This is a genomic window from Streptomyces sp. NPDC091371, assembly GCF_040684275.1.
GTDB lineage: Bacteria > Actinomycetota > Actinomycetes > Streptomycetales > Streptomycetaceae > Streptomyces.
In genome coordinates this window covers 1-20,437 of record NZ_JBFBFP010000062.1, presented here as the reverse complement: position 1 = coordinate 20,437, position 20,437 = coordinate 1, and the positions used below count along the sequence as shown (strand labels likewise).

Here is a 20,437-nt window from a genome sequence, read left to right as displayed (position 1 = left end):
CCAGGGGCGCGCCGGTGCAAGGCGAACGGTCACAGATGGTCCTCTCGACTCCGACTCGGCGTCAGTTCCTGACGGCCGTCGAGAAGATTCGGCCACCGTGGCCAACTCCCGGTGCACGTCACCTGTCGGCCCGGAGAACAGGGAGGGCCCCCGGCACGACCGTGCCGGGGGCCCTCACATGTACACGTCGGTCAGACGTTGAAGCCGAGCGCGCGGAGCTGCTCACGACCGTCGTCCGTGATCTTGTCCGGGCCCCACGGGGGCATCCAGACCCAGTTGATGCGAAGTTCGTTGACGATGCCGTCCGTCGCCGACTTCGCCTGGTCCTCGATCACGTCCGTCAGCGGACAGGCCGCCGAGGTCAGGGTCATGTCGAGGGTGGCGATGTTCGCGTCGTCGATGTGGATGCCGTAGATCAGGCCCAGGTTGACGACGTCGATGCCCAGCTCGGGGTCGACCACGTCGTAGAGGGCCTCGCGGACCTCTTCCTCGGTGGCCGGCTTGGTCGACGCCTCGGGCGTCGCGTTCTCGGTCATGCCGTCTTCCTCTCCGCGTCGCCCAGAGCCTGGGCCGTCGCGTCCTTCCACGCCATCCAACTCAGCAGAGCACACTTCACGCGAGCCGGGTACTTGGAGACGCCGACGAACGCGACCGCGTCCTCCAGCACCTCCTCCATGGCCTCGTCGGGTTCGATCTTGCCCTTGGACTGCATCATCTCCAGGAACACGGCCTGGATCTTCTGCGCCTCGGCGATGTTCTTGCCGACCAGCAGCTCGTTGAGCACGGACGCGCTGGCCTGGCTGATGGAGCAGCCCTGGCCCTCGTACGAGACGTCGGTGAGCGTCTCGCCGTCGTACTTCACACGCAGCGTGATCTCGTCGCCACACGTCGGGTTGACGTGGTGCACCTCGGCGTCGCCGTCGCGCAGGCCTCGCCCGTGCGGGTGCTTGTAGTGGTCCAGGATCAGTTCCTGGTACATCGAATCCAGCTTCACTGCGTCCTCGTCGCCTCGTCCGTCAGCCGAAGAAGTTCCGTACGTGCTCCAGCCCGTCGATCAGCGCGTCGACATCGGCCGGAGAGGAGTACAGGTAGAAAGACGCTCGCGTCGTCGCAGGAATTCCGTAGCGCAGGCAGACGGGGCGCGCGCAGTGGTGTCCCACGCGGACCGCGATGCCCTGCTCGTCCAGCACCTGACCGACGTCGTGCGGGTGGATGTCGCCGAGTACGAAGGAGATCGCCGCGCCGCGGTCCTCGGCCGTGGTGGGGCCGATGATCCGCAGGTCGGGCACCTCGGTGAGGCGCTTGATCGCGTACTCGGTGATCGCGTGCTCGTGCGCGGCGATCTTGTCCATGCCGATCGCGGTGAGGTAGTCCACGGCCGCGCCGAGGCCGACGGCCTGGGCGATCGGGGGCGTACCCGCCTCGAACTTGTGGGGTGCCGGGGCGTAGGTCGAGGCGTGCATCGACACGGTCTCGATCATCTCGCCGCCGCCGAGGAACGGAGGCAGGTCCTCCAGGAGCTCCTGGCGGCCCCACAGGACGCCGATGCCGGTCGGGCCGCACATCTTGTGGCCGGTGAAGGCCACGAAGTCGGCGCCGAGCGCCTGCACGTCCAGCGGCATGTGCGGAGCGGCCTGCGAGGCGTCGATCAGCACCAGCGCGCCGACGTCCTGCGCGCGCCGGACGATCGCCTCGACCGGGTTGACCGTGCCCATGATGTTGGAGACCAGCGTGAAGGAGACGATCTTCGTCTTCTCCGTGATGACCTCTTCGATGTTGGACAGGTCGAGCCGGCCGTCGTCGGTGAGGCCGAACCACTTCAGCTTCGCGCCGGTGCGCTGCGAGAGCAGCTGCCACGGGACGATGTTGGAGTGGTGCTCCATCTCCGTGATGGCGATCTCGGTCTCGCGGTCGACCCGGTAGGGCTCGTCCGCCCAGCCGAGCATGTTCGCGACCAGGTTGAGCGACTCCGAGGCGTTCTTGGTGAAGATCACCTCGTCGCGGCTCGGTGCGTTGATGAAGGCGGCGACCTTGTCGCGAGCACCCTCGTACAGCGCCGTGGCCTCCTCGGCGAGCACGTGCACGCCGCGGTGGACGTTGGCGTTGTGCTGCTCGTAGTACTCGTTCAGCGCGTCGAGTACCTGGCGCGGCTTCTGCGAGGTCGCAGCGTTGTCCAGGTAAACGATCTTCTTCCCGTCGTGGACCACACGATCCAGCAGGGGGAAGTCCTTGCGGATCGCCTCGATGTCGAGGAGGCCAGGCAGCTGTGTCACGCGGTCGCGCCACCCTTCGTGCTGTACGACTCGTAGCCTTCCGCCTCCAGCTTGTCGGCGAGCTCGGCGCCACCGGACTCGGCGATGCGGCCCTCGGAGAAGACGTGGACGAAGTCGGGCTTGATGTAGCGGAGGATCCGCGTGTAGTGCGTGATCAGCAGCGTGCCGACCTCACCGGTCGCGTGGACGCGGTTGACGCCCTCGGAGACCTGACGCAGGGCGTCCACGTCGAGGCCGGAGTCGGTCTCGTCGAGGATCGCGATCTTCGGCTTCAGGAGCTCCAGCTGGAGGATCTCGTGGCGCTTCTTCTCACCGCCGGAGAAGCCCTCGTTGACATTGCGCTCGGCGAAGGCCGGGTCCATCTGGAGCTGCTCCATCGCGGACTTGACCTCCTTCACCCAGGTACGCAGCTTCGGCGCCTCGCCGCGGATGGCGGTGGCCGAGGTGCGCAGGAAGTTGGAGACCGAGACGCCGGGGACCTCGACCGGGTACTGCATGGCGAGGAACAGGCCGGCGCGGGCGCGCTCGTCGACGGACATCTCCAGGACGTCTTCGCCGTCGAGGGTCACGGTGCCACCGGTGATGGTGTACTTCGGGTGACCGGCGAGCGAGTACGCGAGGGTGGACTTGCCGGAGCCGTTCGGACCCATGATGGCGTGCGTCTCACCCTGCTTGACGGTGAGGTCGACGCCCTTGAGGATCTCGCGGGCGCCGTTCTCGGCCTCGACGGAGACGTGCAGGTCGTGGATTTCAAGCGTTGCCATGGATACCTCAGGACTCCTGGGTGAGGGAGACGAGCACGTCGTCCCCTTCGATCTTTACGGGGTAAACGGGGACGGGGCGCGTCGCGGGCAGACCGGAGGGCTTGCCGGTGCGCAGGTCGAAGGCCGACCCGTGCAGCCAGCACTCGATCTGGCAGTCCTCGACCTCACCCTCCGAGAGGGAGACGTTCGCGTGCGAGCAGATGTCGTTGATCGCGAACACCTCCCCGTCGGTGGAGACGATGGACACCGGCGTTCCGTCGAGTTCCACCCGCTTGGGGGTGTTCTCCTCGAGCTCGCTCAGCGCGCAGGCCTTGATGTAGGTCATCAGACGGCCGCCGCCAGCTCGGCCTCGATCTTCGCGATCAGGCGCTCCTCGATGTCCGCGACACCGATCTGCTGGACGAGCGAGGCGAAGAAGCCGCGCACGACCAGGCGGCGGGCCTCGTCGGCCGGGATGCCACGGGACCGCAGGTAGAACAGCTGCTCGTCGTCGAAGCGGCCGGTCGCGGAGGCGTGGCCGGCTCCGACGATCTCGCCGGTCTCGATCTCCAGGTTCGGCACCGAGTCGACCCGCGCGCCGTCCGTGAGGACGAGGTTGCGGTTCATCTCGTAGGTGTCGGTGCCCTCGGCGGTCTTCTCGATGAGCACGTCACCGATCCAGACGGCGTGGGCGTCCTGGCCCTGGAGCGCGCCCTTGTAGACCACGTTCGACTTGCAGTGCGGGGCGTCGTGCGTGACCAGGAGGCGGTGCTCCTGGTGCTGGCCGGCGTCCGTGAAGTACAGGCCGAGCATCTCGGCCTCGCCGCCCGGGCCGGCGTAGCTGACGCGCGGGTGCAGGCGGACCACGTCGCCGCCGAAGGTGACGACCACGGACTTGAAGCTCGCGTCGCGGCCGATCAGCGCGTTGTGCTGCGAGGTGTGGACGGCGGTGTCGTCCCAGTCCTGGACGGACACGAAGGTCACCTTGGCGCCGTCGCCGACGAGGATGTCGACGTTGGCGGCGCGCACGCCGTCACCGGTGTGGTCGATCACGATGATCGCCTCGGCGAACGGCTTGATGTCGAAGACGGTGTGACCGAAGGTCGTACCGCCCTCACCGTGCAGCGCGACGCGGATCGGCTCGGCGAGCACGGTCTCCTTGGGCACGGTGACGACCGTGGCCTTGGCGAAGGAGGAGAACGCCTGGGCGGAGACCCGGTCGACGGGCGTGCCGGCCTTGCCGATCCGCTCGTCGCCGCGCTCGACGGATTCAACCGTGACGCCCTCGGGCGCGTCGATCTGGGCCTTCATGGTGCCGTTGGCGACCGCGGTGCCGTCGTGCAGGCCCTTGAGGCGGGCCAGCGGGGTGAACCGCCACTCCTCCTCGCGGCCGTGCGGAACCGGGAAGTCGGCCACGTCGAAGGACGGGGGCGCGCTCATCCGGGTGGCGACGGTGGACTCGGCGGCCACCGCGATCGCGCCGGCGGTGGTGGAGCCCGCCGGAATGTTCTGAGCCTCAGCCATGGCTGTCGTCTTGCTCTCTTCCTTCGTCAAAGAATGTGCTGCGGGTGGTACGGGCGGCCGGGACTAGCCGACCGAGCCCTCCATCTGCAGCTCGATCAGCCGGTTCAGCTCCAGCGCGTACTCCATGGGCAGCTCCTTCGCGATCGGCTCGACGAAGCCGCGCACGATCATGGCCATGGCCTCGAACTCGGTGAGGCCGCGCTGCATCAGGTAGAACAGCTGGTCGTCGGAGACCTTGGAGACGGTCGCCTCGTGGCCCATGGTCACGTCGTCCTCGCGGACGTCCACGTAGGGGTACGTGTCCGAGCGGGAGATCGTGTCGACGAGCAGCGCGTCGCACAGCACGTTGGACTTCGAGCCCGCGGCGCCCTCGCCGATCTCGACCAGACCGCGGTACGAGGTGCGGCCGCCGCCTCGGGCCACCGACTTGGAGACGATGTTCGAGGAGGTGTTCGGCGCCATGTGGACCATCTTGGAGCCGGCGTCCTGGTGCTGGCCCTCGCCCGCGAAGGCGATGGACAGGGTCTCGCCCTTGGCGTGCTCGCCCATCAGGTAGACGGCCGGGTACTTCATGGTGACCTTGGAACCGATGTTGCCGTCGATCCACTCCATGGTCGCGCCCTCGTACGCCACGGCGCGCTTGGTGACCAGGTTGTAGACGTTGTTCGACCAGTTCTGGATCGTCGTGTAGCGGCAGCGGCCGCCCTTCTTGACGATGATCTCGACCACGGCGCTGTGCAGCGAGTCCGAGGAGTAGATCGGGGCGGTGCAGCCCTCGACGTAGTGGACGTAGGCGTCCTCGTCGACGATGATCAGCGTCCGCTCGAACTGGCCCATGTTCTCCGTGTTGATACGGAAGTAGGCCTGGAGCGGGATGTCCACGTGGACACCCTTGGGGACGTAGATGAACGAGCCGCCCGACCACACCGCGGTGTTCAGCGAGGCGAACTTGTTGTCGCCGACCGGGATGACCGTGCCGAAGTACTCCTGGAAGAGCTCCGGGTGCTCCTTGAGCGCGGTGTCCGTGTCGAGGAAGATGACGCCCTGCTCCTCCAGGTCCTCGCGGATCTGGTGGTAGACGACCTCGGACTCGTACTGGGCCGCGACACCGGCGACGAGGCGCTGCTTCTCCGCCTCCGGGATGCCGAGCTTGTCGTACGTGTTCTTGATGTCCTCGGGCAGTTCCTCCCACGAAGCGGCCTGCTTCTCGGTGGAACGCACGAAGTACTTGATGTTGTCGAAGTCGATGCCCGAGAGGTCGGAGCCCCAGTTCGGCATGGGCTTCTTGTCGAACAGCTTGAGACCCTTGAGGCGGAGCTTCAGCATCCACTCCGGCTCGGACTTCTTCGCCGAGATGTCGCGGACGACATCCTCGGACAGACCCCGCTTGGCAGCGGCGCCGGCCGCGTCGGAGTCGGCCCAGCCATATTCGTAGGTGCCCAGGCCATCGAGCTCAGGGTGAGCAGTCTCCGTGGTCATGCGGGGTTCCTCCCGGCCGTACTTGCAGATACTGATGTGTCGGTCTGTGGGGCGCTCGCGCTACGCGGGATGAACGTGGTGCACACCCCGTCGCCATGGGCGATCGTCGCGAGTCGCTGCACATGTGTCCCGAGCAGGCGGGAGAAGACCTCGGTCTCCGCCTCGCAGAGCTGCGGGAACTGCTCGGCGACATGTGCGACCGGGCAGTGGTGCTGGCAGAGCTGTTCACCGCTGTGCGGACCGGGAGCGCTCTTCGCCGTAGCAGCGTACCCGTCCGCGGTCAACGCCTTGGCCAGGGCCTCCGTGCGGTCCGCCGGGGCCGCCGCTTCGACGGCCTCCCGGTAGCCCAGCGCCTGCGTCTCCATCCGGGACCGGGCGAAGGCGGCGACGGCCGCCTCGCCCCGCTCGCCGCCGCCGACGGACTGCGCGATCCAGCGCAGGGCGTCCGCGGCGAGCGTGTCGTAGGACTGGTCGAAGGCGTCGCGGCCGCAGTCGGTGAGCGCGAAGACCTTGGCGGGCCGACCCCGGGTGCGCGCGCCGTACACGCGCTGCTCACGGGGTTCGACCACGTCGTCGGCGACGAGCGTGTCGAGGTGGCGGCGCACGGCGGCCTGGGTGAGGCCGAGGCGCTGTGCGAGGTCGGCGACGGTGGACGGGCCGTGGTCCAGGATCGAGCGCGCCACGCGGTTGCGGGTTGACCGCTCCCCGCTGGCGAGCTCCCCCTGGGGGGCCTCGTTCTGCCGTTCGCCGTATTTCACAACGCCATTGTTGCGTAATTAACCGAGCCCCGACAAGCCGTGACGGAGGCCACTCCTGGTGGCCTCCATCACTAAGGGTTACCTAATTTATCGACGCAGAGTTATTCGGAGGGGAGCAATCCGTTTTCCCTCCGGGCCCCGCCGGTGAACCAGTACACGGCTCCCACCAGCAGTCCTCCGCCCACGACGTTGCCCGGCACGGTGAACATCAGATTCCGGAAAAGATCACCGAACGACGCTGAGCCATCCAGGATCGCGAGGCTGAAAAGGGCCATGTTCGCGACACAGTGTTCGAAACCCACCGCGACGAATACGGCCACCGGCAGCCACAGCACGAAGATCTTCGCGGCGTCCCCCCGGGCCCGGGTGAACATCCAGATGCCCAGGCAGACGAGCATGTTGCACAGCACCGCGCGCCAGAACAGCTGCCCGCCGCCCAGGGCGGTCTTCCCGTGCACCATCTCGGCGAGCATGGCCCGCGCGGAGGGCGAGGAGGTCACCCCCGAGGCGTGCACCATGGCGCCGAAGGCGAAGGCCCCCAGCAGGTTGCCGCCCAGGCACAGGGCCCACGAGGAGAGCAGGTCCCTGATGCCGGTCCGGCCGGACAGGGCGCCGACCAGCATCACCATCACGTTGCTCGTGAAGAGCTGGGCGCCGGCGAACATCACGATCGTCAGCGCGATCGGGAAGACCGCGCCCTCCAGCAGCTTCACCCCCGCCGAGCCCTTGGCCGCGAACGGCGAGACCGCCACCAGCAGCAGCACCTCGCCGATGGCGATGTACGCCCCCGCGAGCATCGCCGACACGAAGAACCGCGGAGGATGCCCCAGGTCGTGGGCCTTGTGCTCGGCCTGCCCCGAGGTGGCTTCGACGTTCTGAGCGATGCTGTTCACCCTTCAACGCTAGGACCCGGGCCGCGCCCCGCCCGCGTGAAAAGGTCATCAATGGGCAGGCCCGTGACCCTCCCGCCCCCGGGACCTAGGACCCCCTCCCCGGCTCCGTAGACTCATCCCCCATGAGCAACGACCCCGCCGTGGAGATCCGCGGACTGGTGAAGCGGTACGGCACCAAAACAGCGGTGGACGGACTGGACCTCACCGTCCGGAGGGCCTCCGTCACCGCGGTCCTCGGTCCCAACGGCGCGGGCAAGACGACCACTGTGGAAACCTGCGAGGGCTACCGCCGCCCCGACGCCGGAACCGTCCGCGTCCTCGGCCTCGACCCGGTCGCCCAGGCCGAGGCTCTGCGCCCCCGGATCGGCGTGATGCTCCAGTCCGGAGGCGTCTACTCCGGAGCCCGCGCCGTCGAGATGCTGCGCCACATGGCCAAGCTGTACGCCGACCCGCTCGACGTGGACCCCCTGGTCGAGCGCCTCGGCCTCGGCGGCTGCGGCCGCACCCCCTACCGCCGGCTCTCCGGCGGCCAGCAGCAGCGCCTGGCCCTGGCCATGGCCGTGGTCGGCCGGCCCGAGCTGGTCTTCCTGGACGAGCCGACCGCGGGCCTCGACCCGCAGGCCCGCCGAGCGACCTGGGACCTCGTACGGGAACTGCGCGCGGACGGGGTCACCGTCGTCCTCACCACCCACCACATGGACGAGGCCGAGCAGCTCGCGGACGAGGTCGCCATCATCGACGCGGGCCGGGTCATCGCCCACGGCAGCCCCGAGGAACTGTGCCGCGGCGGCGCCGAGAACACCCTGCGCTTCACCGGCCGCCCCTCGCTCGACCTCGCCTCGCTCCTCAAGGCGCTCCCGGACGGCACCGAGGCCGCCGAGCTGCTCCCCGGCGTCTACCGGGTGACCGGCGCCGTCGACCCCCAGCTGCTCGCCACCGTCGCCTCCTGGTGCGCGCAGCACGGCGTGATGCCCGACAGCCTCTCGGTGGAGCGGCACACGCTCGAAGACGTCTTCTTGGAACTGACCGGTAAGGAGCTGCGCGCATGAGCGCCGGTACGTTCACCCCCCGGCCGGGGGCCGCGCCCGTGTCCCGCATGATCCTCGCGCAGACGGCGCTGGAGACCCGGATGCTGCTGCGCAACGGGGAGCAGCTGCTGCTGACCGTGATCATCCCGGCGCTGCTGCTGACCCTCTTCTCGGCCGTCGACATCGTCGACACGGGTTCAGAGGAGTCCGTGGACTTCCTCGCCCCCGGCATCCTGGCCCTCGCCGTGATGTCCACCGCCTTCACCGGCCAGGCCATCGCCACCGGCTTCGACCGCCGCTACGGCGTCCTCAAGCGGCTCGGGGCCTCCCCCCTGCCGCGCTGGGCGCTGATGGCCGCCAAGACCCTGTCGGTGCTGGTCACCGAGGTGCTCCAGATCGCCCTGCTGACGGTGATCGCCCTCGCGCTGGGCTGGTCCCCGCACGGGAACCCGCTGTCGGTCGCCGCGCTGGTCCTGCTCGGCACCGCCGCCTTCTCGGGGCTCGGACTGCTGATGGCGGGCACCCTCAAGGCGGAGATCACCCTGGCCGCCGCCAACCTGGTGTTCCTGCTGCTGCTGGTCGGCGGCGGGGTGATCGTTCCGCTGGAGAAGTTCCCGGACGCCGTCCAGGCCGCTCTGGGCCTGCTGCCCATCTCCGCCCTGTCCGACGGTCTGCGCGAGGTGCTCCAGCACGGCGCGGCACTGCCCTGGGGCGACGCGGCCGTGCTGGCGGCCTGGGCCGTACTCGGTCTGGGCGCCGCGGCACGGCTCTTCCGCTGGGAATGAAACCCCTCCCCTCGCGGCGGAAAAGCCGCGAGGATGGACGCCTCCACACATGAAGCCGGGGGGCGGACATGGTGCAGCGGGAGGCCGTACTTCGGCTGGACGAGCAGTGGGCACGGGTGCGGTCGGGGGCGGCGCACGCGGAGCCGCGGGAGCGCGAACGGCTCCTCGACGAGCTGATCGGCGCCCTGCGCCCGCTCGGCGACGACCCCGAGTGCACCGCGCGGCTGGGGCTGCGCCTGGCTGACCGGGCCGCCCTGCGCTTCGCCGAGGGGGACCGCGCCGGCGCCCTCGCCACCATCGAGGAGGGGCTGCGGAGCTCCGAGCGCGCGGCCCCGTACTCGCCCGAGTTCGCCCGCTGGTACGCACGCGGGCTGATCAACCACGGCGTCTGGCTGGCCTGGCCGCTGAGCGACGGGGCCCGGTTGCCGAGGCACCCGCTGGGGCCGGCCGCCTCCGAGGGCCCGACCGCCATGGAACGGGCCGCCGGCGAGCGCGCCCGCGACCTGACCCGCACCGCCGTCGAAGTGTGGTCGGGCCTGGACCAGCGGGATCCCGTCAACCGGCGGGGGCTCGCGCAGGCGAAGGTGTTCCTCGGGGACCGGCTCGCCGAGCTGGGCCTCGCCGAGGAGGCGGCGGCCTGGGCGGTGGATGCGGAGGGCGACTTCCGGCAGCTGCTGCTCGCGGACACCGGCCCTGAGGAGTCCGAGGAGGCCGAGGAGGCCCTGGACCACATCGGCCGCCAGCTGGAGCTGCGCCTGCGCTTCCTGGCCTTCGCCTCCCTGGTCCGGCTGCGCACGCAGGGGCTGCTGCCCGAACGGCTGCTGCCGCAGGCCGTGGTGGCCGCCCGCATCCAGGGGGTGGCGGAGGACGAGATCGCCGCCCGGCTGGGACTGGGCGCCGAACAGGTGCACACGATGCTGGACGTCACGCCCTGGGTCGCGGTGTGGCGGGTGGAGGTGCGCGGGGCCGACGGCCTGTGGAACGTACTCCACCATCCGTGGCACAGCTCGACAGAAGTAAGAAACAGGACAGCTGCGGACGTAGCGTCAGAAGTGGTGCACGCCTTCACGGCGTCGGCCGACTGCCCCGGAGACGGCGCCCCTTGGCGCATCCTCCTGTGGTGGCACGAGGAGGGCGATCCCGCCGGGGCCCGGTTCCGGCTGACGGGCGGCCCCGACGCACCGCCCGTCGCCACCCCCTCGTGAAACTTTGCACAAGGCGGCGCATACGATAGGCGCCGTGTTGAACCCATTCGCATACATCGCCGGCCGCTGGACGCCGTCACCTCGGACCGTCCGGCGCGCCGCGTCCGCCGCGCTCCTGATGAGCGTGGCCATCATCGTCACCGGCGGCGCGGTGCGGCTGACCGGATCCGGTCTCGGCTGCGACACCTGGCCCAAGTGCACCGACGACAGCCTGGTCGTGACGCAGGCGCAGGGCTTCCACGGCGCCATCGAATTCGGCAACCGCATGCTGACGTACGTGCTCAGCGCGGCCGTCGGCTGGTTCATCCTCGCGGCGCGCTCGGCCAAGCCCCGGCGGCACTCGCTGACGAAGCTCGGCTGGGTCCAGTTCGCCCTCGTGATGGGCAACGCGGTCCTCGGCGGCATCACCGTCCTGACGGGACTCAACCCGTACAGCGTCGCCGGCCACTTCCTGCTCGCCACCGGCCTGATCGCGGTCACCACCGTCTCCTGGCAGCGCACCCGCGAGGGCGACGGCCTGCCCCGGCCGCGCGTGCCCGGTCCGGTGCGCAAGCTGTCGTGGGCGCTGATCGCCACCACCCTCGTGCTGATCGCGGCGGGCACGGTCGTCACCGGATCCGGACCGCACGCCGGCGACAAGAGCGAGATCAAGCGGATGCCGTTCGACTGGGCGGCCACCGCCCACGTGCACGCCATCGCCGCCTGGCTGGTGTGCGCGCTGGCCGTGGCGATGTGGCTGGCGCTGCGGGTCGTGGACGCCCCCACCGACACCCGGGCCCGCGCCCGCGACCTGCTGATCGTGCTGCTTGCGCAGGGCGGCATCGGTTACGTGCAGTTCTTCACGGAGCTGCCGGAGGTCCTGGTCGCCGCCCACATGCTCGGCTCCTGCCTGGTGTGGATCGCGGTGCTCCGGATCGCGCTGAGCCTGCGCGAGCGGCCCGTGGAGCAGGCGGAGGTCCCGGCCCAGGGCGACCCGCAGCTCTCCACCGTCTGATCCGGAGGACGGGCCCTACCCCCGCTCGTCCAGCCGGTACACGCGGCGGGCATTGCCCGCCGCGACCAGGGCGGCCACCCGGTCGGCGTCCCGCCAGGACCAGGCCCCGTCGGCGACCCAGCCGCCCAGCACCCGCCCCAGCGCCTCCCGGAACACCAGCGCGCCGACCGCGTGCAGTTCCGGGAGCCGGCTCCCGCCGCTGGAGAACATCAGCTTCCCGAACGGCGCGAGCTCCAGCAGCTCCGCCAGCACCGTCGCGGCGCCCGCGCCGGTCCGGCCGAGGGCCGTGCCCGTGTCGGCGTAGACGTGCGGGAAGGCCGCGGCCAGCGCCGCCGCGTGCCGGTGGTGGGGGTACGCGCCCAGCAGGACGAGCCGCGCGCCCAGGCCCTCGGTGGCCCGTACGAAGCCGGTCAGCGAGGCCTGCTCCTCCGCGCAGGCGCGCAGCTGGAGCGGCAGCCCGGAGGAGACCGCGCTCCACAGCAGGTGCCGCAGCAGCACGGGGTCCCGCAGGGCCCCGCCCCTGGCCCGCCGCTCCAGCCACCGCCCGGCCGCCCCGCGCACCTCGCCGGGACCGGGCGGCTCGGCGGCGAAGCCCGGTCCGGGGGCGCAGGTGAAGGCCGCGGCGCCGGCGGCGGCGTGGTGGACGGCCTCGGCGAGGTTGGCGAGGAAGGCGGCCACCGTCCCGGAGGTGTCGGCGACCTGCTCGGCCAGTAACTCCAGCCGGACCGCCTCCAAGGCCTCGGCGTCCCCGGCGAGCGCCAGCTCCTTGGGCCCGGTGAGGTCCCCGGACTCCCCGGTGTCGACCAGGTAGGCGGTGACTCCGGAGCCCCGCAGCAGCAGTCGCGCCGACTCGGCCGCGCCGAGCTCGCGGCGCCGGGCCAGATAGCGGGCGGGGGCGGCGTGCGGTTCCAGGCCGAGCAGCGGCGGGCACCAGCGGCGCACGGCGAAGCCGGTCTGGGTGTCGAAGAAGGTGGTGCCCGCGGCGGGCGGGCCCGCCGCGGGGAGCAGCTGGGCCTCGAAGGTGCCCAGGCCCAGCTCCGTACGGAGTACTCCGTGGCAGTACTGGTCCACCAGGGGCGGCGTTTCGATCATCCGGGCATCCCGTTGCGGACGTGAGGAAGGGGCTTCCACACGTCCTAACGGGTGAGCGGGGTGTGAGGTGTTTCTCGCGCTGTTGACCGAGACGGCACCGGAGCGCCGGGAGGCCGGTTCAGGCCGCCGGGTTGGCGGCTCCGCCGAGCTGGATGCCGGCCATCCGCGACCACTCGTACGGGCCGGTCTTCACGCGCGCGGCGAACTCCCCGTCGAACTCCTCGTGGAGGGTCAGCCCGGCCTTCTCGGCGGCCAGCCGCGCCACGGCGAAGGTGGGGGCGACCAGGTCGCCCCAGCCGCCGTCGGTGCCCACGAGGACGATGCGGGTGCCGGCCTGGCCGATGTGGGCGAGCTGGCCCTCGGCGCCGCCGTGCTGCTTGGCGAACGCGCCGATCTGCTTGGCCAGCTTCGCCGCCGTACGGTCCTGCTTCTTGTCCGCGGCCTGCGAGGAGCCTGCGGTGTCTGCGGTGTCTGCCATGGGAGGCATGCTACCGGTGAGTAATCAGCGGAGGAAGGGATCCACGGCCACCGCCACGAACAGCAGCGACACGTAGGTGATGGACCAGTGGAACAGGCGCATCTCCTTGAGCTTCCCGCCCGTCACACCCGCCTTGGCCCGTGCGTGCAGCGCGTGCGCCTCCCACAGCCACCAGCCGCCCGCGAGCAGCGCGACCGAGGTGTAGAACCAGCCCGTGTAGCCCAGCGGGGTCAGCAGCAGCGAGACCGCCACCATCACCCAGCTGTAGAGCACGATCTGACGGGCCACGACCTTGTTCCCGGCCACGACCGGCAGCATCGGCACGCCGACACGCGCGTAGTCGTCCTTCACCTTCATCGACAGCGGCCAGTAGTGCGGCGGCGTCCAGAAGAAGATGACGAGGAAGAGGATGACCGCGGCCCAGGAGACCTCGTTCTTGACCGCCGACCAGCCGATCAGCACCGGCATGCAGCCCGCGATGCCGCCCCAGACGATGTTCTGGGCGGTGCGCCGCTTCAACAGCATCGTGTAGATGACGACGTAGAAGAGGAGCGCGCCGAGGGCGAGCGCCGCCGACAGCCAGTTGACGAGCAGCCCGAAGAACAGGGTGGAGACCACGGCGAGGGTGATGCCGAAGGCCAGGCACTCGCGCGGGCTGACCATGCCGGTCACCAGCGGGCGCTGCGAGGTCCGGTCCATCAGCGCGTCGATGTCGCGGTCGATGTACATGTTCAGCGCGTTGGCGCCGCCCGCGGACAGGTAGCCGCCGAAGCAGGTCGCGAGGACCAGCCACAGCGAGGGCACGCCCTGTTCGGCGAGGAACATCACCGGGACTGTGGTGATCAGCAGAAGTTCGATGATCCGCGGCTTGGTCAAAGCCACGAAAGCCATGGCCCGGGCCCCGAACGGCCGGTGACCGGGGCTCGTCCCGAGCACCCCCGCTGGACGGGATTCGACGGCCGTCACACGCACCCCTGAGAGAGAAACCAGCAAGCTCCGTAAGGGCTTGCACGTACCACGCCACTGTAGACGTTGGTCTTACGTCGCCCTGCGCGGGGGTCGCGTCGTGTTGGCCCGAACGGAGCTGAACAACCGGTGACGGACTGTGGGCACTCGAATAGCTGCACGCCGTTGCGGGGGTAGGCTCGGAATTGCGCCGGTGCACCGTTCGTCACCGGGATTCATACATGTGGAGAGGAGCCCTGACCCACGGTGAGCACCAAGCCGACGACCACAGAGCTCGACTGGACCGAACTGGACCAGCGGGCCGTCGACACCGCCCGCATCCTGGCCGCTGACGCGGTCCAGAAGGTCGGAAACGGCCACCCCGGTACGGCTATGAGCCTGGCCCCCGCCGCGTACACCCTCTTCCAGAAGGTCATGCGGCACGACCCGGCGGACCCCGAGTGGGTCGGCCGCGACCGTTTCGTGCTCTCTGCGGGGCACTCGTCCCTCACCCTCTACACCCAGCTGTACCTCGGCGGGTTCGGGCTGGAGCTGGACGACCTCAAGGCGTTCCGGACCTGGGGCTCCAAGACCCCCGGACACCCGGAGTACGGCCACACGGCCGGCGTGGAGACCACCACCGGCCCCCTCGGCCAGGGCATCGCCAACGCGGTGGGCATGGCCATGGCCGCCCGCTACGAGCGCGGCCTGTTCGACCCCGAGGCCCCTGCGGGCACCTCCCCGTTCGACCACATGGTCTACGCGATCGCGGGCGACGGCTGCCTCCAGGAGGGCATCTCCCACGAGGCGTCGGCCCTCGCCGGCCACCAGAAGCTCGGCAACCTGGTGCTGCTGTGGGACGACAACCACATCTCCATCGAGGGTGACACGGAGACGGCCGTCTCCGAGGACACCATGAAGCGCTACGAGGCGTACGGCTGGCACGTCCAGCGCGTCGAGCAGCAGGAGAACGGCGACCTCGACCCGAAGGCCCTGTTCGCCGCCCTCCAGGCCGCCAAGGCCGAGACGGAGCGCCCCTCCTTCATCGCGGCCCGCTCGATCATCGCCTGGCCCGCCCCGCACGCCCAGGGCACCGAGGCCTCGCACGGCTCGGCCCTCGGCGACGACGAGGTCGCCGCCACCAAGCGCGTCCTCGGCTTCGACCCGGAGCAGACCTTCGAGGTCTCCGACGCGGTCATCGCGCACACCCGCTCCCTCGGCGACCGCGGCCGCGAGGCCCGCGCCGCGTGGGAGAAGGAGTTCTCCGCCTGGCGCACCGCCAACCCGGAGCGCGCCGCCGAGTTCGACCGCGTCAACGCCAACGAGCTGCCCGCGGGCTGGGAGGACAAGCTCCCCTCCTTCGAGGCCGGCAAGGGCCTCGCCACCCGCGCCGCGTCCGGCAAGGTGCTCGAAGCGCTCGGCGCGGTCATCCCGGAGCTGTGGGGCGGCTCGGCCGACCTGGCCGGCTCCAACAACACCACCATCGACAAGAACTCCTCGTTCCTGCCGAAGGGCAACCCGCTGCCGGAGGCCGACCCGTACGGCCGCACCATCCACTTCGGCATCCGCGAGCACGCCATGGCCGCGGCCATGAACGGCATCGCCCTGCACGGCCACACCCGCATCTACGGCGGCACCTTCCTGGTGTTCTCCGACTACATGCGCAACGCCGTCCGCCTGTCCGCGCTGATGCACCTGCCGGTGACCTACGTGTGGACGCACGACTCCATCGGCCTCGGCGAGGACGGCCCGACCCACCAGCCGGTCGAGCACCTCGCCTCGCTGCGCGCCATCCCGGGCCTCAACATCGTCCGCCCGGCCGACGCCAACGAGACGGCCGTCGCCTGGCGCGAGATCCTCACGCGCCACACCAAGGTGTTCGGCAAGGGCGCCCCGCACGGTCTGGCGCTGACCCGCCAGGGCGTGCCGACGTACGAGCGCAACGAGGACGCCGCCAAGGGCGGGTACGTGCTCTTCGAGGCCGAGGGCGACGCCCAGGTCGTCCTCATCGGCACCGGCTCCGAGGTGCACCTGGCCGTCGAGGCCCGCGAGCAGCTCCAGGCCGAGGGCATCCCGACCCGCGTCGTCTCCATGCCGTCCGTCGAGTGGTTCGAGGAGCAGACCCAGGAGTACAAGGACAGCGTCCTGCCCTCCTCGGTGAAGGCCCGCGTCGCGGTCGAGGCCGGCATCGGCCTGACCTGGCACCGGTACGTCGGCGACGCCGGCCGCATCGTCTCGCTGGAGCACTTCGGCGCCTCCGCCGACGCGAAGGTGCTGTTCCGCGAGTTCGGCTTCACCGCCGAGGCCGTGGCCGCCGCCGCCAAGGACTCTCTGGCCGCCACCGCGCGCTGACGCCCGTACAAGACCAGTAGGAGATGCAAATCCCATGACAGACGCACTCAAGCGCCTCTCCGACGAGGGCGTGGCGATCTGGCTGGACGACCTGTCCCGCAAGCGCATCACGTCCGGCAACCTGGCGGAGCTCATCGACCAGTCGCACGTGGTCGGTGTCACCACCAACCCGGCGATCTTCCAGAAGGCGATCAGCGGCGGCGAGGGCTACGAGCAGCAGCTCACCGACCTCGCCACCCGCAAGGTCACCGTCGACGAGGCGCTGCGCATGATCACCACGGCGGACGTCCGCGACGCCGCCGACATCCTGCGCCCGGTCTACGACCGCACCGACGGCCAGGACGGCCGCGTGTCGATCGAGGTCGACCCGCGCCTGGCCCACCAGACCGCGGCGACCATCGCCGAGGCCAAGCAGCTCGCCTGGCTGGTGGACCGCCCGAACACGCTCATCAAGATCCCGGCGACCAAGGCCGGCCTGCCGGCGATCACCGAGGTCATCGGCAAGGGCATCAGCGTCAACGTCACGCTGATCTTCTCGCTGGAGCGCTACCGCGAGGTCATGGACGCCTACCTCGCGGGCCTGGAGAAGGCCAAGGCCGCCGGCCTGGACCTCTCCCTGATCCACTCGGTCGCCTCCTTCTTCGTGTCCCGCGTGGACAGCGAGATCGACAAGCGCCTCGACGCGATCGGCACCGACGAGGCGAAGGCCCTCAAGGGCAAGGCGGCGCTCGCCAACGCCCGTTTGGCCTACGAGGCCTACGAAGAGGTCTTCTCCTCGGACCGCTGGACCGCCCTGGAGCGGGTCGGCGCCAACAAGCAGCGCGCGCTGTGGGCCTCGACGGGCGTCAAGGACCCGGCGTACAAGGACACCCTGTACGTGGACGACCTGGTCGCCCCGAACACGGTGAACACCATGCCGGAGGCCACCCTGGAGGCCACCGCCGACCACGGTCAGATCACCGGTGACACCGTGCGCGGCACCTACGAGCAGGCCCGCGCCGAGCTCGATGCGGTCGCGAAGCTGGGCATCTCGTACGACGATGTGGTGCAGCTGCTCGAGGACGAGGGCGTCGAGAAGTTCGAGGCGTCCTGGAACGACCTGCTGAAGTCGACCGAGGCGGAGCTCGAGCGCCTCGCCCCCACGGAGGCCTGAACACCTTGTCTGTAAACGGAGCGAACCCGCTTCGTGACGCACAGGACCGGCGGCTCCCGCGCATCGCGGGGCCGTCCGGCCTGGTCATTTTCGGCGTTACGGGTGACCTGTCGCGCAAGAAGCTGATGCCTGCCGTCTACGACCTCGCCAACCGCGGCCTGCTGCCTCCGGGCTTCTCACTGATCGGGTTCGCCCGCCGGGAGTGGGAGCACGAGGACTTCGCCCAGGAGGTGTACGAGGCCGTCAAGGAGCACTCGCGCACGCCGTTCCGGGAGGAGGTCTGGCAGCAGCTGGTGCAGGGCTGCCGGTTCGTGCAGGGCGACTTCGACGACGACGCGGCCTTCGAGACCCTGAAGGCGACGATCGACGAGCTCGACAAGGCGCAGGGCACCGGCGGCAACTTCGCCTTCTACCTGTCCGTGCCGCCGAAGTTCTTCCCCAAGGTGGTCCAGCAGCTCAAGAACCACGGGCTGGCGCAGAAGGAGGGCTCCTGGCGGCGTGCCGTCATCGAGAAGCCCTTCGGTCACGACCTGAAGAGCGCCGAGGAACTCAACAAGGTCGTCCACGAGGTCTTCCCGCGTGACGAGGTCTTCCGGATCGACCACTACCTCGGCAAGGAGACCGTCCAGAACATCCTGGCGCTCCGCTTCGCCAACACCATGTTCGAGCCGATCTGGAACCGGTCGTACGTCGACCACGTGCAGATCACGATGGCCGAGGACATCGGCATCGGCGGCCGGGCCGGGTACTACGACGGCATCGGCGCGGCCCGCGACGTCATCCAGAACCACCTGCTCCAGCTGCTCGCGCTGACCGCGATGGAGGAGCCCGGCTCCTTCCACCCGAAGGCGCTGGTGGCGGAGAAGCTGAAGGTCCTGACGGCGGTCCAGCTGCCCGAGGACCTGGGCAAGCACACGGTGCGCGGCCAGTACGCGGCGGCGTGGCAGGGCGGCGAGAAGGTGGTCGGGTACCTCGAAGAGGACGGCATCGACCCCAAGTCGAAGACCGACACCTACGCGGCCATCCGGCTGGAGATCAACAACCGCCGCTGGGCGGGCGTCCCCTTCTACCTGCGGACGGGCAAGCGCCTCGGCCGCCGGGTGACGGAGATCGCGGTGGTCTTCAAGCGGGCCCCGTACCTGCCGTTCGAGTCGGGCGCGACCGAGGAGCTGGGGCAGAACGCCCTGGTCATCCGGGTCCAGCCGGACGAGGGCGTCACGGTCCGCTTCGGCTCCAAGGTTCCGGGCACCTCCATGGAGGTCCGCGACGTCACGATGGACTTCGCCTACGGCGAGTCCTTCACGGAGTCCAGCCCCGAGGCCTACGAGCGGCTGATCCTCGACGTGCTCCTCGGCGACGCGAACCTCTTCCCGCGCCACCAGGAGGTCGAACTGTCCTGGAACATCCTCGACCCGATCGAGGAGTACTGGGACAAGCACGGCAAGCCCGCGCAGTACCCGGCGGGCACCTGGGGGCCGGTCGAGGCGGACGAGATGCTCGCACGAGACGGACGGAGCTGGCGCCGGCCATGAAGATCGACCTCACGGAGACCAACTCCAGCAAGATCAACGCCGCGATGGTGCAGGCACGCCGGGACATCGGCACGCCGGCCATCGGCATGGTCCTCACGCTGGTGATCGTGACCGACGAAGAGAACGCGTACGACGCTCTCAAGTCGGCGAACGACGCGTCCCACGAACACCCCTCGCGGATCGTCGTCGTCATCAAGCGGGTCAGCCGCTCGCCGCGCAGTCGCCGCGAGGCCCGTCTCGACGCGGAAGTCCGCGTCGGGGCGGACTCCGGCAGCGGCGAAACGGTTGTGCTCCGCCTTCACGGCGAACTGGTCGACCACGCCCAGTCGGTGGTTCTCCCGCTCCTCCTGCCGGACGCTCCGGTAGTCGTCTGGTGGCCCGAGGGTGCTCCGTCCGACCTGGCGGGCGACCCGCTGGGCGCGCTGGGGCAGCGCCGGATCACGGACACGTACTCCTGCGAGCAGCCGGTCGGGGCGCTCGCGGCCCGGGCGGCGGCCTACGCGCCCGGGGACACGGACCTGTCCTGGACCCGGATCACCCCGTGGCGCTCGATGCTGGCGGCCGCGCTGGACCAGCAGGCCCTGAAGGTCACCTCTGCGACCGTGGAGGGCGAGAACGACAACCCGAGCTGCGAACTGCTGGCCATGTGGCTGGCGGACCGCCTCGGCGTGCCGGTCACGCGCACCCTCTCGGCGGGCCCGGGCCTGACGGCCGTACGCCTGGAGACCAAGGACGGCACGATCGTCCTGGACCGGGCGGACGGGTCCCTGGCCACGCTGTGCATGCCGGGGCAGCCCGACCGTGCGGTGGCGCTGAAGCGCCGCGACACGGCCGAGCTCCTGGCGGAGGAGCTCCGCCGCCTGGACCCGGACAACACGTACGAGGCCTCCCTGAAGTTCGGCGTGTCGAAGCTGGGCCCCGCGACGGAGCCGGCCTTGGCCGAAGCTCCGGCCAAGGCCGAGGCCCCGAAGCCGGCCCCCAAGCCGGCCAAGAAGGCCGCGGCCAAGTAGTACGGGCCGCTGCGCGGGGCCTCCCCCACCCCGCCCCTTCCCGCCGTACCGGATATGCGGCTCCGCCGCGGGGGGCTCCGCCCCAGACCCCGGTCCTCAAACGCCGGACGGGCTGGAAGATCCAGCCTCGCCGGCGTTTGAGGCGCGGGGGTCCGGGGGCGGAGCCCCCGGTTTCGGGAAGGGGCGGGGTGGG

Annotated in this window: 20 protein-coding genes; 8 read left to right on the top strand and 12 right to left on the bottom strand. The window is 70.2% G+C overall.

Annotated features, from left to right (window positions below; genetic code table 11):
• Positions 1–191 precede the first annotated feature (191 nt).
• From AB0O21_RS36855 to AB0O21_RS36815, 9 genes are all read right to left on the bottom strand, one after another.
• Positions 192–536, bottom strand: coding sequence for a metal-sulfur cluster assembly factor (locus AB0O21_RS36855; RefSeq protein WP_030027092.1), 345 nt, complete (start codon positions 534–536; stop codon positions 192–194).
• Positions 533–994, bottom strand: a complete 462-nt coding sequence (sufU, locus tag AB0O21_RS36850; RefSeq protein WP_365179161.1) for a Fe-S cluster assembly sulfur transfer protein SufU — start codon at positions 992–994, stop codon at positions 533–535. Before sufU ends, AB0O21_RS36855 begins: the two co-directional genes overlap by 4 nt.
• 22 nt (positions 995–1,016) lie before the next feature.
• Positions 1,017–2,273, bottom strand: a complete 1,257-nt coding sequence (locus AB0O21_RS36845; protein WP_365179158.1) for a cysteine desulfurase — start codon at positions 2,271–2,273, stop codon at positions 1,017–1,019.
• Positions 2,270–3,037: a Fe-S cluster assembly ATPase SufC gene (gene sufC / locus AB0O21_RS36840; protein ID WP_329387031.1), complete on the bottom strand. Its 768-nt coding sequence runs from the start codon at positions 3,035–3,037 to the stop codon at positions 2,270–2,272. Before sufC ends, AB0O21_RS36845 begins: the two co-directional genes overlap by 4 nt.
• Before the next feature lie 7 nt (positions 3,038–3,044).
• Positions 3,045–3,362 (bottom strand): bifunctional 3-phenylpropionate/cinnamic acid dioxygenase ferredoxin subunit, encoded by a 318-nt coding sequence (locus AB0O21_RS36835; protein WP_365179154.1) that lies wholly within the window; start codon positions 3,360–3,362, stop codon positions 3,045–3,047.
• A complete protein-coding gene (gene sufD, locus AB0O21_RS36830; RefSeq protein WP_365179151.1) occupies positions 3,362–4,540 on the bottom strand; it encodes a Fe-S cluster assembly protein SufD in 1,179 nt (392 codons plus the stop codon). The genes AB0O21_RS36835 and sufD overlap by 1 nt, the downstream gene beginning before the upstream one ends.
• Positions 4,541–4,603: 63 nt before the next feature.
• A complete protein-coding gene (gene sufB, locus AB0O21_RS36825; protein WP_365179148.1) occupies positions 4,604–6,019 on the bottom strand; it encodes a Fe-S cluster assembly protein SufB in 1,416 nt (471 codons plus the stop codon).
• On the bottom strand, positions 6,016–6,777 hold the full coding sequence (locus AB0O21_RS36820) for a metalloregulator ArsR/SmtB family transcription factor (protein ID WP_365179145.1): 762 nt from the start codon (positions 6,775–6,777) through the stop codon (positions 6,016–6,018). Before AB0O21_RS36820 ends, sufB begins: the two co-directional genes overlap by 4 nt.
• A 101-nt stretch (positions 6,778–6,878) precedes the next feature.
• The gene (locus tag AB0O21_RS36815; protein WP_365179142.1) at positions 6,879–7,670 is read right to left on the bottom strand and encodes a formate/nitrite transporter family protein; all 792 of its coding nucleotides are present in this window, start codon (positions 7,668–7,670) and stop codon (positions 6,879–6,881) included.
• A gap of 122 nt (positions 7,671–7,792) precedes the next feature.
• On the opposite strand from AB0O21_RS36815, the gene AB0O21_RS36810 reads away from it, so the two are divergent.
• The 4 genes from AB0O21_RS36810 (at position 7,793) to AB0O21_RS36795 (ending at position 11,682) form a co-directional block, all read left to right on the top strand.
• The gene (locus tag AB0O21_RS36810) at positions 7,793–8,719 is read left to right on the top strand and encodes an ABC transporter ATP-binding protein (RefSeq protein WP_365179139.1); all 927 of its coding nucleotides are present in this window, start codon (positions 7,793–7,795) and stop codon (positions 8,717–8,719) included.
• Entirely contained in the window at positions 8,716–9,483 is a 768-nt protein-coding gene (locus AB0O21_RS36805) for an ABC transporter permease (protein WP_365179136.1), read from the top strand. Before AB0O21_RS36810 ends, AB0O21_RS36805 begins: the two co-directional genes overlap by 4 nt.
• A gap of 68 nt (positions 9,484–9,551) precedes the next feature.
• Positions 9,552–10,688, top strand: coding sequence for a hypothetical protein (locus tag AB0O21_RS36800; RefSeq protein WP_365179134.1), 1,137 nt, complete (start codon positions 9,552–9,554; stop codon positions 10,686–10,688).
• Positions 10,689–10,692: 4 nt separating this feature from the next.
• Entirely contained in the window at positions 10,693–11,682 is a 990-nt protein-coding gene (locus AB0O21_RS36795) for a COX15/CtaA family protein (protein ID WP_365179131.1), read from the top strand.
• Between the two features lie 15 nt (positions 11,683–11,697).
• Here the strand turns inward: AB0O21_RS36795 and AB0O21_RS36790 are convergent, their stop codons facing one another.
• The 3 genes from AB0O21_RS36790 to AB0O21_RS36780 all read right to left on the bottom strand — a co-directional run bounded on the left by AB0O21_RS36790 (position 11,698) and on the right by AB0O21_RS36780 (position 14,218).
• On the bottom strand, positions 11,698–12,774 hold the full coding sequence (locus AB0O21_RS36790; protein WP_365179128.1) for an amidohydrolase: 1,077 nt from the start codon (positions 12,772–12,774) through the stop codon (positions 11,698–11,700).
• A 118-nt stretch (positions 12,775–12,892) separates the two neighbouring features.
• Positions 12,893–13,261, bottom strand: coding sequence for a hypothetical protein (locus tag AB0O21_RS36785; RefSeq protein WP_365179125.1), 369 nt, complete (start codon positions 13,259–13,261; stop codon positions 12,893–12,895).
• Between the two features lie 15 nt (positions 13,262–13,276).
• Complete coding sequence (locus AB0O21_RS36780) at positions 13,277–14,218, bottom strand: heme o synthase (RefSeq protein WP_365179123.1); 942 nt, start codon at positions 14,216–14,218, stop codon at positions 13,277–13,279.
• 246 nt (positions 14,219–14,464) lie between these two features.
• On the opposite strand from AB0O21_RS36780, the gene tkt reads away from it, so the two are divergent.
• From tkt to opcA, 4 genes are read left to right on the top strand one after another with little or no spacing between them, the layout of a single operon-like run.
• Positions 14,465–16,549 (top strand): transketolase, encoded by a 2,085-nt coding sequence (gene tkt / locus AB0O21_RS36775; protein ID WP_365179120.1) that lies wholly within the window; start codon positions 14,465–14,467, stop codon positions 16,547–16,549.
• 34 nt (positions 16,550–16,583) lie between these two features.
• Positions 16,584–17,702, top strand: coding sequence for a transaldolase (tal, locus tag AB0O21_RS36770; RefSeq protein ID WP_365179117.1), 1,119 nt, complete (start codon positions 16,584–16,586; stop codon positions 17,700–17,702).
• A gap of 5 nt (positions 17,703–17,707) precedes the next feature.
• A complete protein-coding gene (gene zwf, locus AB0O21_RS36765; RefSeq protein ID WP_365179114.1) occupies positions 17,708–19,234 on the top strand; it encodes a glucose-6-phosphate dehydrogenase in 1,527 nt (508 codons plus the stop codon).
• Positions 19,231–20,244, top strand: coding sequence for a glucose-6-phosphate dehydrogenase assembly protein OpcA (opcA, locus tag AB0O21_RS36760; protein ID WP_365179112.1), 1,014 nt, complete (start codon positions 19,231–19,233; stop codon positions 20,242–20,244). The genes zwf and opcA overlap by 4 nt, the downstream gene beginning before the upstream one ends.
• Positions 20,245–20,437 lie beyond the last annotated feature (193 nt).

Coding starts and splice junctions, on each gene's coding strand:
- AB0O21_RS36855 (WP_030027092.1), bottom strand. CDS start 536: ATGACCGAGAACGCGACGCCCGAGGCGTCGACCAAGCCGGCCACCGAG.
- sufC (WP_329387031.1), bottom strand. CDS start 3,037: ATGGCAACGCTTGAAATCCACGACCTGCACGTCTCCGTCGAGGCCGAG.
- AB0O21_RS36800 (WP_365179134.1), top strand. CDS start 9,552: ATGGTGCAGCGGGAGGCCGTACTTCGGCTGGACGAGCAGTGGGCACGG.
- AB0O21_RS36810 (WP_365179139.1), top strand. CDS start 7,793: ATGAGCAACGACCCCGCCGTGGAGATCCGCGGACTGGTGAAGCGGTAC.
- AB0O21_RS36790 (WP_365179128.1), bottom strand. CDS start 12,774: ATGATCGAAACGCCGCCCCTGGTGGACCAGTACTGCCACGGAGTACTC.
- AB0O21_RS36805 (WP_365179136.1), top strand. CDS start 8,716: ATGAGCGCCGGTACGTTCACCCCCCGGCCGGGGGCCGCGCCCGTGTCC.
- AB0O21_RS36835 (WP_365179154.1), bottom strand. CDS start 3,362: ATGACCTACATCAAGGCCTGCGCGCTGAGCGAGCTCGAGGAGAACACC.
- sufD (WP_365179151.1), bottom strand. CDS start 4,540: ATGGCTGAGGCTCAGAACATTCCGGCGGGCTCCACCACCGCCGGCGCG.
- AB0O21_RS36785 (WP_365179125.1), bottom strand. CDS start 13,261: ATGCCTCCCATGGCAGACACCGCAGACACCGCAGGCTCCTCGCAGGCC.
- sufB (WP_365179148.1), bottom strand. CDS start 6,019: ATGACCACGGAGACTGCTCACCCTGAGCTCGATGGCCTGGGCACCTAC.
- opcA (WP_365179112.1), top strand. CDS start 19,231: ATGAAGATCGACCTCACGGAGACCAACTCCAGCAAGATCAACGCCGCG.
- tal (WP_365179117.1), top strand. CDS start 16,584: ATGACAGACGCACTCAAGCGCCTCTCCGACGAGGGCGTGGCGATCTGG.